The 20,516-nt window shown below is 63.1% G+C and carries 24 protein-coding genes; 13 read left to right on the top strand and 11 right to left on the bottom strand.

What is annotated here, in order from left to right:
- Window positions 1-46: 46 nt before the first annotated feature.
- Window positions 47-970, top strand: a complete 924-nt coding sequence (gene trhO, locus AC1D0N_RS24185; RefSeq protein WP_477248407.1) for an oxygen-dependent tRNA uridine(34) hydroxylase TrhO — start codon at window positions 47-49, stop codon at window positions 968-970.
- A gap of 34 nt (window positions 971-1,004) precedes the next feature.
- Here the strand turns inward: trhO and AC1D0N_RS24180 are convergent, their stop codons facing one another.
- Entirely contained in the window at window positions 1,005-1,367 is a 363-nt protein-coding gene (locus AC1D0N_RS24180) for a YybH family protein (protein ID WP_477248405.1), read from the bottom strand.
- Window positions 1,368-1,550: 183 nt separating this feature from the next.
- On the opposite strand from AC1D0N_RS24180, the gene AC1D0N_RS24175 reads away from it, so the two are divergent.
- Entirely contained in the window at window positions 1,551-2,300 is a 750-nt protein-coding gene (locus AC1D0N_RS24175) for a tellurite resistance TerB family protein (protein ID WP_477248404.1), read from the top strand.
- Window positions 2,301-2,536: 236 nt separating this feature from the next.
- Window positions 2,537-3,298, top strand: a complete 762-nt coding sequence (locus AC1D0N_RS24170; RefSeq protein ID WP_477248402.1) for an SDR family oxidoreductase — start codon at window positions 2,537-2,539, stop codon at window positions 3,296-3,298.
- Between the two features lie 26 nt (window positions 3,299-3,324).
- Here AC1D0N_RS24170 and AC1D0N_RS24165 read toward each other — a convergent pair whose 3' ends face one another.
- Window positions 3,325-4,221, bottom strand: a complete 897-nt coding sequence (locus AC1D0N_RS24165) for a LysR substrate-binding domain-containing protein (protein ID WP_477248400.1) — start codon at window positions 4,219-4,221, stop codon at window positions 3,325-3,327.
- Between AC1D0N_RS24165 and AC1D0N_RS24160 the strand changes: the two genes are divergently transcribed.
- The 3 genes from AC1D0N_RS24160 to AC1D0N_RS24150 are packed head-to-tail and all read left to right on the top strand — an operon-like array spanning window position 4,201 to window position 6,621.
- Entirely contained in the window at window positions 4,201-5,190 is a 990-nt protein-coding gene (locus tag AC1D0N_RS24160; RefSeq protein WP_477248398.1) for a transporter substrate-binding domain-containing protein, read from the top strand. The two genes, AC1D0N_RS24165 and AC1D0N_RS24160, sit on opposite strands and share 21 nt — an antisense overlap.
- A 13-nt stretch (window positions 5,191-5,203) precedes the next feature.
- Complete coding sequence (locus AC1D0N_RS24155) at window positions 5,204-5,881, top strand: amino acid ABC transporter permease (RefSeq protein WP_477248396.1); 678 nt, start codon at window positions 5,204-5,206, stop codon at window positions 5,879-5,881.
- Window positions 5,881-6,621 carry an MBL fold metallo-hydrolase gene (locus AC1D0N_RS24150; RefSeq protein ID WP_477248394.1) on the top strand — a complete coding sequence of 247 codons (741 nt, stop codon included), beginning with the start codon at window positions 5,881-5,883 and terminating at the stop codon, window positions 6,619-6,621. The genes AC1D0N_RS24155 and AC1D0N_RS24150 overlap by 1 nt, the downstream gene beginning before the upstream one ends.
- 3 nt (window positions 6,622-6,624) lie before the next feature.
- On the opposite strand, the gene AC1D0N_RS24145 is transcribed toward AC1D0N_RS24150, so the two are convergent.
- Entirely contained in the window at window positions 6,625-7,809 is a 1,185-nt protein-coding gene (locus tag AC1D0N_RS24145; protein WP_477248392.1) for a pyridoxal phosphate-dependent aminotransferase, read from the bottom strand.
- Between the two features lie 83 nt (window positions 7,810-7,892).
- On the opposite strand from AC1D0N_RS24145, the gene AC1D0N_RS24140 reads away from it, so the two are divergent.
- The 4 genes from AC1D0N_RS24140 to denD all read left to right on the top strand — a co-directional run bounded on the left by AC1D0N_RS24140 (window position 7,893) and on the right by denD (window position 10,918).
- A complete protein-coding gene (locus tag AC1D0N_RS24140) occupies window positions 7,893-8,579 on the top strand; it encodes a GNAT family N-acetyltransferase (RefSeq protein ID WP_477248390.1) in 687 nt (228 codons plus the stop codon).
- A 114-nt stretch (window positions 8,580-8,693) separates the two neighbouring features.
- A complete protein-coding gene (locus AC1D0N_RS24135; RefSeq protein WP_477248389.1) occupies window positions 8,694-9,674 on the top strand; it encodes a cation diffusion facilitator family transporter in 981 nt (326 codons plus the stop codon).
- Between the two features lie 60 nt (window positions 9,675-9,734).
- Window positions 9,735-9,941: a hypothetical protein gene (locus AC1D0N_RS24130; protein WP_477248387.1), complete on the top strand. Its 207-nt coding sequence runs from the start codon at window positions 9,735-9,737 to the stop codon at window positions 9,939-9,941.
- A 2-nt stretch (window positions 9,942-9,943) separates the two neighbouring features.
- Window positions 9,944-10,918 carry a D-erythronate dehydrogenase gene (denD, locus tag AC1D0N_RS24125; protein ID WP_477248385.1) on the top strand — a complete coding sequence of 325 codons (975 nt, stop codon included), beginning with the start codon at window positions 9,944-9,946 and terminating at the stop codon, window positions 10,916-10,918.
- On the opposite strand, the gene AC1D0N_RS24120 is transcribed toward denD, so the two are convergent.
- The 4 genes from AC1D0N_RS24120 to AC1D0N_RS24105 form a co-directional block, all read right to left on the bottom strand.
- Entirely contained in the window at window positions 10,915-12,051 is a 1,137-nt protein-coding gene (locus tag AC1D0N_RS24120; RefSeq protein ID WP_477248592.1) for a nickel/cobalt transporter, read from the bottom strand. The two genes, denD and AC1D0N_RS24120, sit on opposite strands and share 4 nt — an antisense overlap.
- A gap of 58 nt (window positions 12,052-12,109) precedes the next feature.
- Window positions 12,110-12,778, bottom strand: a complete 669-nt coding sequence (locus AC1D0N_RS24115) for a DUF1007 family protein (RefSeq protein ID WP_477248383.1) — start codon at window positions 12,776-12,778, stop codon at window positions 12,110-12,112.
- An 86-nt stretch (window positions 12,779-12,864) separates the two neighbouring features.
- Entirely contained in the window at window positions 12,865-13,764 is a 900-nt protein-coding gene (locus AC1D0N_RS24110; protein ID WP_477248381.1) for a LysR family transcriptional regulator, read from the bottom strand.
- A gap of 2 nt (window positions 13,765-13,766) precedes the next feature.
- The gene (locus AC1D0N_RS24105) at window positions 13,767-14,966 is read right to left on the bottom strand and encodes an amidase (protein WP_477248379.1); all 1,200 of its coding nucleotides are present in this window, start codon (window positions 14,964-14,966) and stop codon (window positions 13,767-13,769) included.
- A gap of 540 nt (window positions 14,967-15,506) precedes the next feature.
- Here AC1D0N_RS24105 and odc2 point away from each other — a divergent pair.
- Window positions 15,507-16,640 (top strand): ornithine/lysine decarboxylase, encoded by a 1,134-nt coding sequence (gene odc2, locus AC1D0N_RS24100; protein WP_477248377.1) that lies wholly within the window; start codon window positions 15,507-15,509, stop codon window positions 16,638-16,640.
- Window positions 16,641-16,799: 159 nt separating this feature from the next.
- Complete coding sequence (locus AC1D0N_RS24095; RefSeq protein WP_477248375.1) at window positions 16,800-17,468, top strand: GNAT family N-acetyltransferase; 669 nt, start codon at window positions 16,800-16,802, stop codon at window positions 17,466-17,468.
- 71 nt (window positions 17,469-17,539) lie between these two features.
- Here AC1D0N_RS24095 and AC1D0N_RS24090 read toward each other — a convergent pair whose 3' ends face one another.
- From AC1D0N_RS24090 to AC1D0N_RS24075, 4 genes are all read right to left on the bottom strand, one after another.
- Window positions 17,540-17,824, bottom strand: a complete 285-nt coding sequence (locus AC1D0N_RS24090) for an SCP2 sterol-binding domain-containing protein (protein WP_477248373.1) — start codon at window positions 17,822-17,824, stop codon at window positions 17,540-17,542.
- A gap of 204 nt (window positions 17,825-18,028) precedes the next feature.
- A complete protein-coding gene (locus tag AC1D0N_RS24085) occupies window positions 18,029-18,550 on the bottom strand; it encodes a hypothetical protein (RefSeq protein WP_477248371.1) in 522 nt (173 codons plus the stop codon).
- 34 nt (window positions 18,551-18,584) lie between these two features.
- Window positions 18,585-19,004, bottom strand: a complete 420-nt coding sequence (locus AC1D0N_RS24080; protein WP_477248370.1) for a hypothetical protein — start codon at window positions 19,002-19,004, stop codon at window positions 18,585-18,587.
- 12 nt (window positions 19,005-19,016) lie between these two features.
- Complete coding sequence (locus AC1D0N_RS24075; protein WP_477248368.1) at window positions 19,017-19,628, bottom strand: rod-binding protein; 612 nt, start codon at window positions 19,626-19,628, stop codon at window positions 19,017-19,019.
- A gap of 143 nt (window positions 19,629-19,771) precedes the next feature.
- On the opposite strand from AC1D0N_RS24075, the gene AC1D0N_RS24070 reads away from it, so the two are divergent.
- On the top strand, window positions 19,772-20,194 hold the full coding sequence (locus tag AC1D0N_RS24070; protein ID WP_477248366.1) for a DOPA 4,5-dioxygenase family protein: 423 nt from the start codon (window positions 19,772-19,774) through the stop codon (window positions 20,192-20,194).
- Window positions 20,195-20,516 lie beyond the last annotated feature (322 nt).

The following is a 20,516-nucleotide window of genomic DNA, read 5'->3' as shown; positions in this document are numbered from 1 at the left end:
TGGCCTTGCCTTGAATCGGCTTTCGCAAGCGTTTAGTGGCTTGGCAATGACACTGTCCAATCAACCTTTGCGCGTTGCGGCGCTCTACCGGTTTGTGCGACTCGATGCCTTCGAGGCGTTGCCTGCGCCGCTCGCCGCCTTCTGCTGCGGACGCGGCATCAAGGGCACGCTGCTTCTGGCGCATGAGGGCATCAACGGCACGGTTGCCGGCAGCGAGGCGGCAATCGCTGAACTGATCGATCACCTGGAAACCATCGAGGGTCTCGCCGGTCTCGAAGTCAAATACAGTAGCGCCGAGACGATGCCGTTTCACCGCATGAAGGTGCGGCTCAAGCGCGAGATCGTCACCATGGGTGTCGAGGATATCGATCCGGCAAGAAGTGCTGGCACCTATGTCGCGCCGGCGGACTGGAACGCGCTGATCGCGGACCCGTACACGATCGTCATCGACACCCGCAACGCCTACGAAGTGTCGATCGGCACTTTCAAGGGCGCGGTCGATCCGGCAACGGCGAGCTTTCGTGAATTCCCGGCCTGGGTCGAAAAACATCGGGACGAATTCGACGGCAGGAAGGTCGCCATGTTCTGTACCGGCGGCATACGCTGCGAGAAGGCGACAGCCTATGTGAAGTCGCTGGGCGTCGAGGATGTGTTTCACCTCAAGGGCGGCATTCTGAAATATCTCGAAGAGGTGCCGGCCGAGGAAAGCCTGTGGCAAGGCGAGTGCTTCGTCTTCGACGAGCGCGTTTCGGTGTCGCACGGCCTTACCGAGGGTGATGCCGAACTCTGCCGCGCCTGCCGCCATCCGTTGACGCTAGAGGATCGCCTGTCGCCGAACTATGCCGCCGGCGTCTCATGCCCGCATTGCTTCGAGGCTCGCTCGGACGAGGATCGCGCCCGCTATGCCGAGCGGCAGCGCCAGGTCGAGCTGGCGCAGGCCCAGGGCAGGGGGCCGCATATCGGCAGCTAGCGTTGGCGGAGCGCCGGCGCGGACTCTGATTGCGTCACCAGGCGACGGAATAGCGGTCGATCACCCACAGCCACGTGCCGTCGCTTTGCCGACGGGCGACCTCGGAGGTCACCGTGCCGTCGGGAAGCCGGGTCGACGTCAGCGCCAGGTCACCGCTGATCGCCGCCGGGCGCTGCTCTCCGCGCTGGAATTTTCGCCCGGTCGCGGCAAACGCGGCATACAGCGCGCGGATCGCTTCGCGGCCGCGCGTCAATTCAGCCTCGCCGCTATCGATGACGGCATCGGGTTCGAACAACGCAACCATGCCGTCAATGTCTCCCACCCACTGCCGATCAATCAACAGGCGCTCGAGATCCTGCGGATCAAGCGCCGGCTCACGGCTTGTTTCATCAGTCATGCGACGCTCCAGACAATCCAGTTGGGGAGCGTGACACTAGCCGAAGCCGAAGTCTGTTTCGACACGTCGATTTCCGCCGCTGCTGGCAAAGCGCTCGCCCGTCATTGTAATGTCCATATGCGGGGCCTACCTCTCTGACGTTCGAAACCTGCCCGTTTGGCTGGGCAAATTCTGGAGGCATTGATGTTCGATCCCAAGAAGCTCCTCGACGATCTGCTCGGCTCGCAAATTCCCGGCACCAGCGGCACCGTCCGCGACAAGGCCGGGCAGGCGGTGCAGATGGCCAAGGACAATCCGCTGGCGGCCGGCGCGCTGGCCGCGGTGCTGCTTGGGACCGGCACCGGACGCCAGGTAACGGGCACCGCCATCAAGCTCGGCGGACTGGCCGCGATCGGCGGCCTCGCCTACAAGGCCTACCAGAACTACAAGGCCGGCAATGCGCCCGAGCAGGCGCCGGCCGCCGGCGAGCCGGAACTGCTGCCGCCGCCCGCCGACACCCCCTTCCATCCCTCGCAAGCGCCGCAGGGCGAGGATGAGTTCACGCTGACGCTGGTGCGGGCGATGATCTCGGCGGCCAAGGCCGACGGCCATGTCGACGATGACGAACGCCAGAAGATCGCCGGCAAGCTCAGCCTAGCGGGCATCGGCACGGAAGCGGAGAAGTTCCTGATGTCGGAGCTGGAGAGCCCGCTCGACCTCGATACGCTGGTCGCCGGCGCCAAGACCGACGCGCAGAAGCTTGAGCTCTACACCGCGTCGCGCCTCACCATCGATCCCGACACGCGTGCCGAACGCGGCTATCTCGACCTGCTGGCCGGCCGGCTCGGCCTGCCTGACGCGCTGGTCGACCATGTCGAAGCGACCGTGTCGGCGGCACAGGTGCCGGCTTCAGGCAAGGCCAAGGCCGGGACGGCGCCGAACCCACGCTGGTAGGCTTCAAACGAGAGTGCGGAGTCGGACACCGTTTCGCGCTAACGTCTCGTTAACCTAGCAAGCGCATGATTCTAGCCAGTCGGATCGGCTTTTCCTCCTCCCAAGCCCGATTCAGATCAGGGGCGGTCGCCAATGACCGCCCTTTTTGTCGGGCACGCTCCCTTCGAGCAGCTTGCCATAGCTGTCATCATTTGCGATGCCACATGTTCTTCCAGCCATGATCAGGGGGGACGGCGATGACAGCCATCACTAAGAAAACCGCCATCGTCACCGGCGCCGGCACGGGCATCGGCAAGAGCGTCGCTACGGCACTGCTCAAGGCCGGCTGGAACACGGTGTTTTGCGGCCGCCGCAAGCCGGTTCTGGAAGCCGCGATCGCGGAAGCCGGGCCGACGCAGGCCAAGGCATTGGCGGTTGCCTGCGACATCAGCAAGGCCGATCAGGTCGATGACTTGTTCGAGACGGTGCTTGCGGCTTTCGGGCGCGTCGACCTGCTCTTCAACAATGCCGGCATGAGCTACAAGTCGACACCGATCGACGAGATCCCGGTCGAGGTGTGGAACGACATCGTCGGCGTCAATCTCACTGGCTCGTTCCTGTGCGCGCGTGCTGCCTTCGGCGCCATGCGCAAGCAAAAGCCGATGGGCGGCCGCATCATCAACAATGGCTCGGTGTCGGCCTATGCGCCACGGCCGGGCTCGGTGCCCTATACGGCGACCAAGCATGCCATGACGGGCCTCACCAAGACGCTGGCGCTGGACGGCAGGCCCTTTGACATCGCCTGTGGCCAGATCGACATCGGCAATGCGCTGACCGACATGGCGCAAGCCATGACGGTTGGCGTACCGCAGGCCAATGGCAGCATCGCCGCCGAAGCGGTGATGGATGTTCAGCGCGTCGCCGACGCCGTCGTCCACATGGCCAGCCTGCCGCTCGATGCCAATGTGCTGTTCATGACCGTGATGGCGACCAAGATGCCGTTCGTCGGGCGCGGGTGATTTGACCCTGGCGCCGTGATCGCACGTCAGCCTGACCGTCGTGACGCCTGATCGACCAGCCAGTCGACAAACCGGCCGATCGCCGGATTTGCCAGACCCTCCTCATGGCAGATGCAGTGATAGTTTCGTGCGGAGGGAACGCCGAGCGTCAAGGGTTGCACAAGTCGGCCCTCATCAAGGTCTCTGAAGGAAATGATGTCGTTTGTCAGAGCGACACCATGACCGTCGCGCGCGGCCTGTAGCACCATGGCAAAGTTGTCGAAATAGATATCGGACTCCACGGAATGTGGCACGCGCGCTTCCGCTAGCCAACGCCTCCACTGATCGCCGTCGTCTTCGTGGAGCAGGCGGTGTTTCAGAACGTCGCGGGGTTCTCGAATGGCGTTTAGGCCCCGCAGCAATTGCGGACTGCACACTGGTGCCGCGTAGATGCTGTGCAGCATCCGCCACCAAAATCCAGCCCAGGGTGGATTCCCATAGACGATGGCGACATCGACTTTTCGCCAGTCGATCTCCTCGAAGGCCACCGCCGTATGCATCCGCATGCGAATATCCGGGTTCGCATCGAGAAACCGAAAGATCCGGGCCGCCAGCCATGTGGTTCCGAAGACCGAAGGCACCGACACGCTGAGAGTCGCCTTGGCGGCCGTGCTGTAGGCATCGGCCGATATTTCACGGATCGATTCCGATATTTGCTGCATGGCGATGCCCACGCTCTTCTGCAACGCAGCCCCGCGCTCGGTCAGCACGAGGCGGCGACCGCGCTTCTCGAGCAGGTCGAGGCCGAGCGACAACTGCAGCGCCCGCAATTGCTGGCTGATGGCCCCCGGCGTCACATGCAGTTCGGCGGCTGCGGCAGCGATGTTGCCCAACCGCGAAACGCTCTCGAAAGCACGAAGCGAATGAAGGGATGGCAGGCTCATTTCGACCTTAATAGTTTAGAAAAACTGCTCATATTTTACTCTAAAGATTTAGCTTGTTTGAAAAAAACTAGCAACATAACGTCCCCGCGCTGCCATCCGGCCGTCACAAGAACAAAAGGGGACCTCGAAATGTTTCATGCGCCGATCTCTGCCGCAGCCAAATTTGCGCTTGGCGGAACGATCCTCATTGCTCTTTCAATCACCATGCCAGCGGCACGGGCCACGGATTCTAATCTGGTCCGGAACGGCGTGCTGAATGTCTGCACCGGTGGTGATTTCCCGCCCATGCAATATTACCAGAATCCGGGTGACGAGAAGCTTGTCGGTTTCGAAGTCGATGTCGTCGATGCGATCGCCAAGCAGTGGAACGCCACCACCAAATATGTCGTTGGCGATTTCAAGGGGCTGTTGCCGTCGCTCGGCGCCGAGCGCTGCGATCTGGTCGCTTCCGGCATCCTGGTCACCGCCGAGCGCCTCAAGGCCTATGATGCGGTTCCCTACTTCATCTCCAATGTCGTTATGGTGACGGCTGTCGCCGATGAGGCAACCAAGACCCCGCAGGATTTGAGCGGCAAGGTGCTGGCGATCGAGGCCGGTACTAATTACGAAAAGACAGCCGCCGATCTGAACGCCGAATTGACGAAGGCCGGCAAGGCGCCAGCCGAAATACAGACCTACCCCTCTGCTTCTGGCGTCATCCAGCAGATCCTGGTCGGGCGAGCCGCTGCAACAATCACCCAGGACACGACGGCAGCATTTCGCATGCAGCAGATGCCGGGCCAGCTGCAAATTCCGTACAACTATGGCGGCGGTGAAACCTACGGAATCTACCTGAGAAAAAGCAGCGATGATCGCCAGCAACTGGTCAAGGCGATCGAGGCGATGCAGGCGAGCGGCGAGATGACGACGCTGCTGAAGAAGTGGAACCTCCCCGCGACTGCCACCGACGTCAAGCACGCGACCAATTGAGGGAAGGGCTGCCGTGTTCGACAACAAGCTCTTCCTGACGGCATTGTTCGGCTGGCCCCTCGCCAAGGGGGCCTTGCTGACCTTGATGCTTTCGGTTCTCGTGATGTCCGTTGCCCTGGCGATATCGCTGGCAACGGCGGCGTTGGCGACGTCGAAGCGGCGCTGGGTGCGTTTCTTGATTGCCGCCTTTGTCTGGCTTTTTCGCGGGGCGCCGGCGCTGCTCGTCCTACTGTTCGTGTGGAACGGGCTGCCGCAAATCTCGACGGTCTTCCGATCGAGCTGGTTCACGCCGTTCCTCGCGGCGTTTCTTGCCTTGACGCTGATCCAGATTGCCTACCTGACCGAGATCCTTCGCAGTTCATACGCATCCATAGGCAAGGGACAATCGGAAGGGGCGGCGGCTCTTGGACTGCACCGAGGCCAGATATTCTTCCTGATCGTCTTGCCTCAGGCGCTTCGCGTCGCGCTGCCGTCCCTGGTCAACGAGTTCATTTCGTTGCTGAAGGCGACCTCGCTGGCGACGGTGATCTCCTTGAAGGAACTCATGACCGTCACCCAGTTCGCCATCGCTACCAGCTTTCGCTTCCTGGAATGGTATGGCGCTGCACTGATCTACTACATGTCGATGGTTTCGGTTCTGACCGTCTTCCAGATGAAGATCGAGCGGATGCTTGCGCGGGGACATCGTTGATGTCGTTCACTGCCGCCGGCGAGATGCAGCGTGCTTCCGACTGGTTTTCACGCGAAGCTCTGGGGCAAGGCATTACGCGGATATGGGAGCCGCACGTCCATCCCTATTTCAGAAGCAATGTCTTTCATGTTCGCGGGCGCGATGTCGATCTCGTCATCGACGGCGGGATGGGTCTCGTGCCCCTCAGGCCGGTTCTGGACCTCATGCCTGGCAAGCCGGTTGTAGCCGTTGCAACGCACATCCATGTCGATCACGTCGGGGCATTGAGCGAGTTCGAGGCGAGAGTCGGCCATCGCGACGAGTCAGCGCTTTTCGAAGCCATGGCGGATGAGCACACATTGGCTCATCTCTTCCGCGAGCAGCCGGATGCGGTAAGCAGGTCGCCGTATCGGGCATGGTCGCCCAAGTGTTTCCAGATCAGACCAGCGCCATTGTCCCGAATTGTGGATGAAGGCAGCATCATAGAGACAGGCGACAGGTCGTTTCTGGTCCTTCACCTCCCGGGTCATTCGCCGGGGTCGCTCGGGCTTCTTGATGAACGCAACGGCGACTTCCTGGCCGGCGATGCGATCTATCGCGGGCGATTGGTCGACGATCTTCCGGGTTCGGACGTGCAGGCCTATCGGAAAACCATGCAACGGCTTCTGGAAATAGAATTCAGCCGGGCATATTGCGGGCACGGCGAGATGATCGATCAGAACGAACTGCGAGCGATTGCAACAACCTATCTGGACAGCTGAGCGTCACCTCGCCAGGAACACTTCGATCCGCTCCAGCGCGCGCAAAATGTTCTCTTCGGAGTTGGCGTAGGACAGCCTGATGTAGCCTTCGCCAAGAATGCCGAAATCGGGGCCGCCGATCAGCGCCACGCCGGCATCTTCGAGTAGCGCCGAGGCAAGTTTTTTTGCTTTCCAGCCAGTCTTCGAGACATTGGGGAAGGCATAGAAGGCGCCCTTCGGCGTGATGCAGGAAACGCCGGGCAGCGCATTCAGCCCCTCGACCACGACCTTCCTGCGGTTGTCGAAGGCGCGCATCATCTTGTCGACGTCGTCCTGCGGGCCGTCGATGGCCGTGATGCCGGCATACTGGCTCGGCGCGTTGACGCAGGACCAGCAATTGACCGCCAGCTTGCGCACCTTGTCGTAGAGATGGGCGCCCTTGTCGCCGTTCGGCCAGATCGACCAGCCCATGCGCCAGCCGGTCATCGCCCAGGTCTTCGACCAGCCGTTGAGCACGATCAGCCGGTCGCGGATTTCCGGGAAGGTGAGCAACGAGCAATGCGTCTCGCCATCATAGGTCATGACGTCATAGATCTCGTCGGAGAGGATGGCGACATGCGGGTGCGCCTCGAGCCCCTTGACCAGCTTCTCGATCTCGACCCGCGGCGTGACGCCGCCGGTCGGGTTGGCCGGCGAGTTGAGGATCAGGAGTCTGGTCCTGGGCGTGACCAGCGCCAGCGTTTCCTCGGCTGAAAAGGCAAAGCCGTTCTCCTCGCGGATCGGCACCGGAATGGGCGCCGCACCGGTGAATTCGATCATTGAGCGATAGATCGGAAAGCCGGGATCGGGATAAAGGATCTCAGTGCCCGGTTCGCCAAACATCAGGATCGCGGCGAACATGGTCGGCTTGCCGCCGGGCAGGATCATCACATTCTCCGGGGAGACCTCGATGCCGGTGGTGGTCAGCGTGCGCCGCACCACCGCCTCGCGCGTCGCCAGCAGGCCGTTGGCCGGCGTGTAGCCATGATGGCCGTCGCGCAGCGCCTTGATCGCCGCTTCGACAATGTGCTGCGGCGTCTTGAAGTCGGGCTGGCCGATGCCGAGATTGACGATATCGCGGCCTTGGTGCGCCAATGCTGTCGCCCGCGCCAGCACCGCAAAAGCATTTTCCTCGCCGAGACGGTCGAAGGCCGAAATCGTGTGGAGCATTTTTCCCGTCCGTGTGGTTCTTTCCCTAGGCGTGCGTTTTTGTGAGCGTCCGCTCGCAAATGTCAAACGGATTGGAGTCTTGCGTGTCGGAAAATCTCAAGAATTGGCAGCCTCGCCCGCGTCCCGAACGCAAGGTCATCGACGGCCGCTATGCCAGGCTCGAGCCGTTGAGCGCCGCAAAGCATGGCGACGGCCTGTACGAGGCGTCGTCGGTGGCCGATATAGGCGGCCGCTTCGCGTGGCTGCCCGACTATCCGCCGCAGACCCGCGCCGACTTCCAGCCATGGCTGGACAGAGTGGAAGCGAGCGAGGACCCGCTGTTCTTCACCGTCATCGACAAGGCCAGCGGCAAGGTCGCCGGGCGCCAGACGCTGATGCGCATCGATGCCGCCTGTGGCGTCATCGAGATCGGCAACATCTATTGGGGCCCGCTGATTTCGCGCAAGCCGGCGGCGACCGAAGCGCAATTCCTGTTCATGAAATACATCTTCGACGACCTCGGCTATCGCCGCTACGAATGGAAATGCAACAACCGCAACGAGCCGTCGAAGCGCGCTGCCGAGCGTTTCGGCTTCAAGTTCGAGGGCATTTTCCGCCAGCATCTTGTGGTCAAGGGTGAAAACCGCGATACGGCGTGGTATTCGATCATCGACAAGGAATGGCCAGCGTTGCGCATTGCCTATGAGGCATGGCTCGATCCGGCCAATTTCGATGGTGACGGTGGGCAGAAGCGACGGCTCGAGGATTTCCGCGCCGAGTTTGGCGCCTAACCATGATCCTGAAAAGTGGAAACCGGTTTTCGGACAAGATCATGGTCAAACAAGAAGATAGAGCCTCCATCCCGATCTTATCGGGATGGATCAGGCTCTAGCGGGAGTTGGATGATGGCGCATAGCCACGACCATGGTGCGCAAGGGCATGACCACAGCCATGGCGCCGGTCATGTGCACGGCTCGACCGACAAGAAACGCGCGCTGATTGCGGCGTGCCTGACCGCCGGCTTCATGGTCGCGGAAGCGCTTGGCGGCCTGCTCACGGGCTCGCTGGCACTGCTGGCGGATGCCGGCCACATGCTCGCCGATGCGATCGCGCTCGGCCTCGCCTGGTATGCGTTTCATCTGGCGGGACGGCCGGCGACAGTCCGTCTCACCTACGGTTTCGGCCGGGTCAAAACCCTGGTGGCCTACACCAACGGCATCGCCATCTTCGCCATTGCGCTGTGGATCGTCTACGAGGCCTGGGGGCGCCTGCTGACGCCGGCGCCGGTGCTCGGCGGGCCGATGCTGGTGGTTGCGATCCTCGGCTTGCTGGTCAACATCGGCTCGTTCTTCGTGCTGCATGGCGGCGACCGCGACAGCCTGAACATGCGCGGCGCCATCCTGCATGTGCTCGGCGATCTGCTCGGCTCGGCGGCAGCCATTGTCGCGGCGCTGGTCATCCTGGCAACCGGCTGGACGCCGATCGATCCGATCCTGTCGGTGCTGGTCTCGCTGCTGATCCTGTCCACGGCCTGGTCGCTGATGCGCGAGGCCGCCCATGTCCTGCTCGAAGGCGTGCCGGCCAGCCTCGATCGCGACCTGATCGCCAAGGATATCGAGGCGAAGGTCAAGGGCGTGCGCGAGGTGCATCACATGCATGTCTGGTCGCTCGACGGTTCCAGCAACATGGCGACATTGCATGCCTGTCTCAACGACGGCGTCGATGCGCACATGGCGGTCAGCGCCATCAAGAAACGGCTTGCCGCCGAGCATGGCATCAGTCATGCCACCGTCGAACCGGAATTCGGCCACTGCGCCGACGACCAGCATGACAACGACCATGATCATGCGCATGGTACGGTGCCGCATCATGGCCATTATCACTGACGCAGGGAATCCCATGACATTGGCAACGAGACTGAATTCCCGCCGCATCGGGCGCGCGTAGTGGATCGCGACACGCGCAATGCGCTTATCGCTGCGGCGTGGATCATGCTGCTGTTTGGCCTCGCCGCCTATTGGCTGCCAACGGTGATGCTGGCCGTTGGCAGCGTCTCCACCGTCCTGGCCGGCATCGTCGCGGCCATCTTCCTGGTGGCGTTCTTCGCCGTGTTCTGGCTGCGCGCCCGCAGCCAACGCAAAAAGGGTCTTTGACAATGCGCATTCTGATCACCGGCGCGGCAGGCATGGTCGGCCGCAAACTCATCACCCGGCTGGCAAAGGACGGTACGCTCAACGGCCGCAAGATCACCGCGCTCGACCTGCACGATATCGTGCCGCCGCAGGCGCCGGCGATGGACGGCGTGGCCGTTTCCATCCATACCGGCGATCTCGCGGCACCCGGTGCTACGGCAAGCCTGGTCGCGTCGCGTCCCGATATCGTCTTCCATCTCGCCGGCATCGTGTCGGGCGAAGCGGAAACCAATTTCGATCTCGGCTACCGCGTCAATCTCGACGGCACGAGGGCGCTGTTCGACGCGATCCGGCTGGCGCAATTTGCGCCGCGTGTCGTCTTCACCTCATCCATCGCGGTGTTCGGCGCGCCGTTCCCTGATGTAATCCCGGACGAGTTCCATCCGACGCCGTTGACCTCCTATGGCACGCAAAAGCAGATGAGCGAAGCGCTGCTGGCAGATTACTCCAGGCGCGGCTTCTTCGACGGCATCGGCATCAGGCTGCCGACCATCTGTGTGCGGCCAGGCAAGTCCAACAAGGCGGCTTCCAGCTTCTTCTCCGGCATCATCCGCGAGCCGTTGAGCGGCCAGGAGGCGATCCTGCCGGTGCCGCGCTCGGTGGTCCACACCCATGCCAGCCCGCGCTCGGCGGTGGGTTTTCTGATCCATGCCGCGGGGATCGACGGCAATGCCGTCGGGCCACGCCGCAACCTAACGATGCCCGGCGTAGCCGTCTCCGTCGGCGAGCAGATCGAGGCTCTGGAGCGCATTGCCGGCGCCGCGGTGGTGAAGCTGATCCGCGAGGAGCCCGACGCGACGATCTGGGCGATCGTCAAGGGCTGGCCGACGCGCTTCGAGGCGCGGCGCTCAAGGGACCTTGGCTTCAGCGCCGAGAGGAACTTCGATGACATCATCCGCGCCCATATCGAGGACGAGCTGGGCGGCAAGATAAGTTAAAGCACTGTACCGGTCGCCAGACTCGCCGACAAAAGCAGCAGTCCGAACAGGAAGACGAAGGCGGCGCCGCCAATCTCGACGATCGAGTGGATGCGGTTGCCCATTCGGCCGTCGCCGGCGAAATACACCGCCCAGTTCTTGGCCGTCACCGCAATCGTCGCCAGAGCCGAAACGGTGATCGCGGTGCCGAGCGACATCGCCAGCACTGACAGTATGCCGCCGAACCACAGTCCGTTGAGCAGAGCAAAGCTCAGCACGATCAGCGCGCCGGAGCAGGGGCGGATGCCGACGGCGGCCACCGCCGACCAGGCGGTGCGCCAGTCGAAGCGGTCGCCGGAAAGCAGCGCCGGGTCGGGCGCGTGCGAATGCCCACAGGTGTCGCAGACCTCACCCGCCGCATGGGCGTGGCCATGATCGTGATGATCGTGCCCGCCATGATCGTGATCATGCGCGCCGTGATCGTGCGCGTGAGAATGATCGTGTGACGCATGGTCGTGATCGTCATGTGCGTGAAGTGCGTGGGAATGCGTCGAGTGCGCATGTGCGGAATGCGCGTGGCCGGTATGCGAATGACCGGCGGAATGGCCGGCATGGGCGGCCGAGAGGCTGTAGGCGGGACTGGCGCCGAACAGGCGCAGGATGGCGGGGCCGGCCTTGCGCCACAAAAGCCAGGCGCCGAACAGGGTGACGAAAACATAGCTCATGATTTCGAGGAACCATGCCGCGTCGGTCATCGACACGGTGGTGCCGCGCAGGATGAAGTAGGCGAGCAGCATGACCGCGATCGCGGTCAGTCCCTGCAAAAGTGCGGAGACGAAGGACAGCATGATGCCGCGCCGCAGCGCCACTTCGTTGGCCACCATATAGGACGAGATCACAGCCTTGCCGTGACCGGGGCCGGCGGCGTGAAAAATGCCATAGGCGAAAGACAGCCCGATGAGCAGCCACAGCTTGCTGCCGTCCTGGCGCATCGCCTTCATCGCGGTTGCCAGCGCACGGTAGAATTCTTGCTGGCGCAGATTGATCCACATCAGGATGTGAGCGAACGGTCCGGTGGCGGTGGGGGCCATGCCGTCATTGGTGCCGATGCCGAGCGAGCTCTGGGCATGGGCGGAGCCGAGGAAGTGCGTCATCACGACGGTGACGGCCAAAAGGGCGAGTGCCAAACGCAGGGACGGTTTCGTCACCGGATTATCCTTCTGGCTGACAGTTCAGCTCGAGCTTGGTGGCAAAGATCTTGCTCATGTCGGTGCCTGTCGGATCGTTGAAGAAGGCTTCCGTCAGGGTCTTCTGGTTTTCCTTGATCGCCTCGTCCGGGTCGGGCCGGATGACGCTCTTGGTGCAATTCGAGGGCAGGCCTTCGACCGTGATGTTGCTGTCTTCGGTGAAATCGATCGCGGTGTAGAAGGTCGGGTCGTAGACGCCGAAATCGATCTTGCCGGCGAGCTTGATCGGCTCTTTCGGTTCGGATTCGAACAGGATGATCAGCTGGTCGTTGTCGAAATTAGCCATCAGATGGGGCGGTGGCGTCATCGCCACGTCCTTGCCGTCGACGGTGACGAGCTGGAAATAGTTGAACTCGGCCAGCGAGGCATGGACGGTGTCGGCGACATCCTTCAGCTCCTTGTCGTCAAGCTTCAGGTCGGAATTCTTGTCGAACTCCATCATCACTGTACTGGAAAACAGATCGTCGAAGCGCCAGAGATGGCGCAGCGCTTTCACACTTTGGTGATCCTCGCTCAAAATGACGTCGAGACGCGCCTCGGCGAAGACGTGCGGATGCACCTCGGCCGGTTCGACCGCGGCAAAGGTCGCCGCCATGGCCGAAGCCATCATGATAGCTTGCCGTTTGAGGTGCATTCCCGGTCGCGATTCCATCGACTTCAGAGGGTTTGGAGAGTTACCAGAAACGGGGCGAAATTGGGACCGCATCGCGGTCGGACAGGTCATGCCGCTTCGCGCGTCTTGAACCATTGCACCAGGAAATCGACAAAAACGCGCACCTTCGCCGGCAGATAGCGGCGGTGCGGATAGACGGCGAAAATGCCGGCCCCCGACAGGATGCGATCATCCAGCGCCGTCACCAGTCGGCCGCTCTCGAGGTCGGGCGCGGCGATGAAATCCGGCAATATGGTGAAGCCCAGCCCCGACACGGCGGCGGCTCTTGCCGCCATCGGACTGTTGACCTCGATCGGACCTGACACCGAAACGCTCACCGCATCGCCATTGTCGCCCTTGAACGGCCAGTTGGTCAGCGAGCGGCCATTGGTGTCGACGATGCAAGGCACACGGGCAAGATCCTGCGGCCGCAACGGCATGCCGTGCTTGGCAATCAGTTCGGGAGATGCGCACAGGCGCACCGAAAACGGCGCCAGGCGCCTGGCGATCAGCGAGGAGTTTTCCAGCCGCGAGATGCGCACTGCGAGATCGAAACCCTCCTCGACCAGATCGACGAAGCGGTCGTCGAGATGGATGTCGAGCACAATGTCGGGATGCTGCTTGGCGAAGTCGATCAGCGACTGGCCGATCGGCGCGTCGGCAAAAGTGCGCGGCGCCGAGAGCTTGATTCGGCCGCGCACGTCGCCGGAGGATTCGCGCACCGCATCGGCGAGGCTGTCGACCTCGCGCACAATCTCGGAGGCGCGGCGAAAATAGGTGTGGCCGGCTTCGGTCATCGAGAACTGTCTTGTGGTGCGGTTGAGCAGAAGCGCGCCGAGCTCATCCTCCAGTTCGCGCACATATTTCGACAGCAGCGCCTTGGAGCGACCGATCTTGCGTGCGGCGGCCGAAAAGCCTTCGGCCTCGACCACGTCGATGAAGGCGCGCATGCGGGTCAGTGTGTCCATTGTCAGGCCTTTCGTGCGGCGTCGAGAATCCTACGGCCGAGCCGTATCAGGGCGACGTCGCTGCCGGAAGGGCCGAGCAGCGAAAGGCCGAAGGGTGCGCCATCGACCTGGCCGAGCGGCAGCGTGATCTGCGGGAAGCCCGACAGGCCGGAAAGACACAAGAGATGCAGAGCCTTTTCGCGGTACGCTTGCAGTTGTTCCGGTGTGCTCCTGACGAGTGGCGCCGGGCCTGGAACCGTCGGCATGACCAGAAACCCGTAGCTGCCAAGCAAGCGGTCGAGCTCGGCGCGGAAGGTCAGCCGGCGCGCCGCCTCGGCCTGCGCCGTCTTGATGTCGACCGCCCGGCCGAAGCCGAAGCGTTCCTCGACGCCGGGCCCGAGCTGGCGGTTGCCGCCGGCGATCCAGTCGCCATGCTCGCGCCAGGCCTCGAAGGCCTGCAGCCGGCGGAAGCACCAGTAGAGCTCGTCAGGGAAGGACGCGAACGAGTATTCCACCGGCGTCGGCTCGCCGATGACGGTGGCGGCCAATGCCTTCATCCTGGCATATTCGGCCGCCTCGGAGGGGCCGGCCACGAAAGCGTCCAGCCAGCCAATCGAGAGCGGACGGTTGAGCGGCTGCTGGTGCGGATCGCGGCCGAGCAGCAGCTTGCCGACCGTCTCGTAGGTCTCGATGTCGTCCGCGAACCAGCCGAATGTGTCGAAGCTCGGCGCCAGCTTCATGGCGCCCTCGAGCGAAATGCGGCCATGCGTGGTGCGCAGGCCGATCAGCCCGCAGAAGCTCGCCGGCGCGCGGATAGAGCCGCCTGTGTCGGAGCCGACGGCGATATCGGCAAGCCCGCCAGCGACTGCTGCCGCCGATCCCGACGAGGAGCCGCCGGTAACGCGATCAGGCGCCGCCGGGTTCACCGGAAAAGGAAAATGCGCGTTCTGGCCCATCAGCGAGAAGGCAAGCTCGTCGGTCTGCGTCTTGCCGACGAATCGTGCGCCGGCGTCGAGGATCATCTGCACGGCCGCGGCGGTACCGGAGGCGGCGTGGCCTTCGACGGACTTGCTCGGATTGCCGCAGCCGGTGCGGTAGCCGGCAACGTCATAGATGTCCTTGACGGCGAGCCTCAGCCCCGCAAGCGGGCCCAGTTCCGCATTCGCCACCGGCATCCGGCGCAGGTCGAGAAAGGCGTTGAGCGGGCCGTGCGTTCCTGTCATCGTTCGCTATCCGGATACGGTTGCCGCAGCATTGTTCGATGCCAGAAATTTTACAACCTGGGATACGATTTTTATTGATTGTGAAATCTTTCGACCCTATATCGCGCTTGCCCAAAGTCGCACGTGCCTGTGGGTGTCCGCCGATCCTCAAATGGTGAGGGATATCGGTAAGGTAACTGGAGCCAACCCCTCCAGTCGGTTTAGCGGCCAACCGCAAGACCGAGGACACCTTGAAGCAACGACGGTGCGGGCCTTTCTGGTGTTCTGCCGGTCGTCCAAAGACCGGGGTTACTGAAGAGGCACACCTTCATTGCCGGCAGTGCGGACGGGTCTCCCATCCAAGCCAAGGCAGACAAAGCGAACCGAGGCCGGGCAAGGCCAAGGTTCACCGCCGCGAGACGGCGCTTCATGGTTCCGGGGTCTCCACCGGCTGGTTCCATGGATTTCCGTCCCGCCTTTGTCCACCGCGTGTTCGCGAGGCTGACAGCCCGCGTCCCGCAGCCTTATTGCGCGCCGCAAGGCGCTGATGGAGAGACCCCGATGGCTACCCAGCGCATCCTTGACTTCCTCGCCACCCGACGTCCGTCCGGCCCCTGCCTCGTCGTCGACCTCGATGTCGTGCGCGACAATTTCCGCGCCTTCGAGAAGGCGCTTCCCGATTCCAGGATCTACTATGCGGTGAAAGCAAACCCGGCGCCGGAAATCCTGCGCCTGCTTGCTGCGATGGGCTCGTCCTTCGACACCGCTTCCGTTGCCGAAGTCGAGATGGCGATGGACGCTGGTGCGCCGGCGGACCGCATCTCCTTCGGCAACACCATCAAGAAGGAGCGCGACATCGCACGCGCCTACCAGCTCGGCATTCGGCTGTTTGCGGTCGACTGCGTCGAGGAGGTCGACAAGATCGCCCGCGTCGCTCCAGGTGCCCGCGTGTTCTGCCGCGTTTTGACCGACGGCGAGGGCGCTGAATGGCCGCTGTCGCGCAAGTTCGGCTGCGTGCCTGACATGGCCGTCGACGTGCTGCGCCATGCCAAGGGGCTCGGCCTCGACGCCTATGGCGTGTCGTTCCATGTCGGCTCGCAGCAGACCGACCTGACGGCCTGGGACCGTGCGCTGGGCGACGCCAAGAAGGTGTTCGCGACGCTCGCCGACGAAGGCATCGTCTTGAAGATGGTCAATATGGGCGGCGGTTTCCCGACCCGTTACCTGAAGGACGTGCCGGTGGCACAGGCCTATGGCCAGGCGATCTTCTCGGCGCTGCGCAAGCATTTCGGCAATGCGCTTCCCGAGACCATTATCGAGCCGGGCCGCGGCATGGTCGGCAATGCCGGCGTCATCAAGTCGGAAGTCGTGCTGATCTCGAAGAAGGCCGCCAACGACAATGTGCGCTGGGTGTTCCTCGACATCGGCAAGTTCGGCGGTCTCGCCGAGACGATGGACGAGGCGATCCGCTACCCGCTCGTCACCGCGCATGACGGCACCGAGACCGCACCCTGCGTGCTCGCCGGCCCGACCTGCGATTCGGCCGACGTGATGTACGAGAAGACGCCGTACCCGCTGCCCCTGTCGCTGACCATCGGCGACGAGGTGCTGATCGAGGGCACCGGCGCCTACACGACGACCTACGCCTCGGTCGCCTTCAACGGCTTCGAGCCTCTCCGATCCTACGTGATCTGACGGCTCGATAGAGCCGGTCAGATCATCCCAGGTGGGCGACTGTCGCCCATCCGGGCTCGCCTGTGGAACAGTCTCCGCTCGTGAAGGATCGCGGAAATGGACATTGCAAATTCTATCGTTGACGGCGCGGCGCGCGGAATCTCCCCCCTCGAGGGGGAGATGGCCGCGAAGCGGCCAGAGGGGGTCGCCGCGCGTGAAGCGCCGGCCCTACACGGCCCAAGTGAGGTCGCGGCAGTCGAACCGACCCCCTCTGTCGCCTTTGGCGACATCTCCCCCTCGAGGGGGGAGATTGCCTGCGCCCTCATCACCGCCGAAACCCCTGCCGATGTCGCGGCGCGCGAGGCGCTGCTCGATCGTGCCATGGGTCCGAAGCGTCGCAAGAAATCGTCGGAGAAGCTGCGGCGCGGCCGCCGGCCGTCCGAAGGTCTGGCCTTTGTCGCGCGCGATGCGGCGGGCGCGGTTATCGGCACCGTGCGGCTGTGGGATGTGCGGCTGGGCGACGGCGGTCCGGCAGCGCTTCTGCTTGGCCCGCTCGCCGTCGATCCGGCGCTGAAGGACGCAGGCATCGGCTCGGCGCTGATGCGTCATGCGGTGACTGAAGCCGCGCGCCTCGGCCACGCGGCGATCCTGCTTGTCGGCGATGCGCCGTATTATGGGCGGTTCGGCTTCTCGGCGGCAAAGACCGGCTCGCTCGCCATGCCCGGACCTTACGAACGGCACCGCCTGCTGGCGCTGGAACTGGCGGACGGCGCGCTCGACGGCGCGCGGGGCACGCTGAAAGCGGCGGGGCGCAGGCTGAAGGCGCAGAGACTGTCGCTGGCCGCCTGATCGCCCGAAAACAAAACGCCGCCGGTCCTTTGCATTTCAGGGCGGGCGGCGTCTTATTCTATCCGTACGGGTCAGCCGAGCAGCTGGCTCAGCGCCATGGCGACCGTCATGTCGCCTTCGACCTTTATCTTGCCGGACATGAACGCCATGGTCGGGTTGAGGTCGCCGGCGATCAGCGAATCCAGATCGTCGAGTGAAAGCTTCACGGTGCAGTCGGTCGGTGCATCGGTGTTCGAAACGGTCGCACCGTCGATGACGATGACGCCGTCGCTGCCGGTGTCGAACTTCACCGAATGCTCGAACCCGGCGCTCGCCACGCGCGACCTCATCCTGTCGGCAATCTCCTGAACGCTCATGGCTGTTCTCCTCGTCTCGTTGCTTTTGATGCGCATTGGCACTTTGCGATCATGATCGCTGGCGCATATAGCTTCGGGTTGACGTTTACGTCAACGCAGTTTGCCTGCGTCATTTTTCCGATGACGGACGGAGCAAGCCATCGGCTTTGTCACGTTGATGATTTGCAGAGCCCCTCGGGCAGGGCCAATCCGCCTGTTGGCAGATCAATGTTCCGCGGCAGGCTTGGGCGTTTCCGCCTCCGGCGTGGCCGGGTCCTTGCGGCGGCGCATGGCGTTGTCGCGGATCTCGTCCTTGGTCAGGAAGTTGACCTGGTCGATCAGCACTTCATGCACCAGTTCGGCACCGACTCTGGCGTTGATGGTGTCGCGGATGGCGGCGCGGAAGGCGTCGAGGTCGATCGTCTCCTTCTTGGTGAAGTCGATCTGCGGGTTGGAATAGAGATAGGAATACACCTGATCGGTCATCAGCGCTTCGGCCGGTATCGACAGCTTCTTTATCTCGGCGGGTTCGACCGTGTAGACGAGCTTGGTCAGGAAATAGCCGTCGATCTTGGAATCGCGGATCAGCGGCACCGAGATCATGTCGGTCTTGACGTAGTCGAGACCGCCCAGCATCGGCTTGGGTGTCTGGCCGACGCCGGCCTCGCCGGCCGCCTGGAACGAATAGAACACGGCGCCGAGCGTGGCGGCGCAGATCCAGATCGCGGCGGCGATGAATTTGATCACCGGGGAGTCCCCGTTCTGCCCGGGCCGGTTCTTTTCATGCTCGTGCCCAGCCGAATTCGCCGGCCGAATAGGTGCCGTCGGCTTCGGCGCGCTGGATGGCGTTCTTCAACAGATTGGCGACCTCGTTGACGGCGTTGAGGTGCGCCAGGATCGCCGCCTCGTTCTTCGCTAGCTTCTGGCGCAGCCGCGTCAGGCCCTCGCGGTGCTGTTCGAGGAATTCGGCTTCGCTGCCGCCCTTCATGGCCCGCGTCAGCTCATAGAGATAGCGACTTTTGCGGGCGTTCGATGCCTTCAGGTCATAACTGGTGTCGCTGCGGATACCTGCCGTCTCTTCCTCGACCGCTTCCTCGATGCGGCCGATGATGGCGGCCAAATTGCCCGGCCGTGCGAACGGGATCGGCGCTTCGGTCGTGCGCGCCGGCAGGTTGGAAGAGAATTCCGAATAATCGGCCATGATAATCCTGGTCTAGATTTTGATGTCGGTTTTGATGGTCGTCTCGTCGCCGGTCATCGACCGCGCGACCTTGCGCTGCAGTTCCTGGACCAGCGAGGTGGACAGCCGGGCCTGCTGGTCGATCTCGGTCTTCTCAGGCCCGCCCGAAACCGGCCCGACCGGCACGGTGCGCTTGCCGTCCTTGTAGTGGTCGGCCAGGATCGACTTGGCGATGCCGATGCCACCGCGATCGGCCATGACGTCGGCCAGCCTCTCGGCAAGCTGCGATTTCCACATGTCGCCGGCCAGGCCCTTGCCATAGACGCCTTCGGTGTCCTTGGGCAGCATGTTCTGGATGAAGGTCTGCAGCACCATCGCCTCGAACTTCTTGAACTTCTTGGCCGGGTCGGCGTTCGCCGCGGCCTTGTCAGCCGTGGCGCGTGACAGGATCGAGCCGGCATCGATCGAAGCGGTGGTGTCGACCGAAAAGGTCCCGGCCACGCCGCCGGCACGCTTGGTCAGCGCGGCGCGAGCCGCCTCGATGTCGGCGGGGTCGACGGCTCGGGCTACATCCATAACGATGTCGCTGGGTGGAGAAATCGCCAAGAAAGTCCGCCTTTTGCCGGTTTTCCGTGGCTGGACCATGCCTCAACAAGCTTGTGGCAGGCTTGCGGGGGAGGGGGGAGGCGGGTGCAGGCGGATGCTCGAGCCGCTTCTCGAGTCCAAGTGACAGGCATTTGTCGCGCGTATAGGCTGCCCGCACGACAATCATCGAGGGAGCCATCGAGGTGAACGCAGACAGCCCAAGCTCGCCAAGGCCGCTCGCGGAGATCGCCAGCTATCACGCCCATATCTACTATGGCGGAGCGGCCGAGCGACAGCACGCCGAATGGCTGCGCCTGCGCATCGGCGAACGTTTTCGCGTGCGCCTCGGCAATTGGCGCGACGAGCCGGTCGGCCCGCATGAGCAGGCCATGTACCAGGTCTCGTTCGCGAACGACATTTTCGCATCGCTGGTTCCGTGGCTGATGCTGAACCACGGTGGCTTGAGCATCCTCATCCACCCCAACACCACCAACCCCAAACGCGACCATCTGGTGGACCCGATCTGGATAGGCCGCCCGCTGGGCGTGCACGGCGAGGTGCTTGGCGAGGAGGATGAGGCGGAGGGCGCGCTGGAGGTGAATACGGAACCGACGCTGGGGGCGTGAGGGGCGGCGGCGAGATCGGGTCTCGGCCTCGGAAATCGCATTCGCCTGCAGTTTAGCTCAAAGCGGGCATGACTGGCCGCTTTGCGCCTCATGCACGAACCCGCTTCGCGGGAGTGTCGCCTGTTCTGAGATGGCGCGGTATTCATAGGCCTTGAGCGGGTAGAGACCGCGATCCGACCATGGAGTTCCCTTCAACGAGAGGAACTTGCCATGGCTACCCTGTCGACCGATGCTCCGATCACGCCGCTTCGCCAGCGCATGCAGCAGGACATGCTGATGCGGGGCCTGGGACCGCATACGCAGCAGGACTACGTTCGTCATG

The sequence above is a fragment of the Mesorhizobium sp. P2_E10 genome (assembly GCF_056404235.1).
This window is presented reverse-complemented; position numbering and strand designations above follow the sequence as displayed.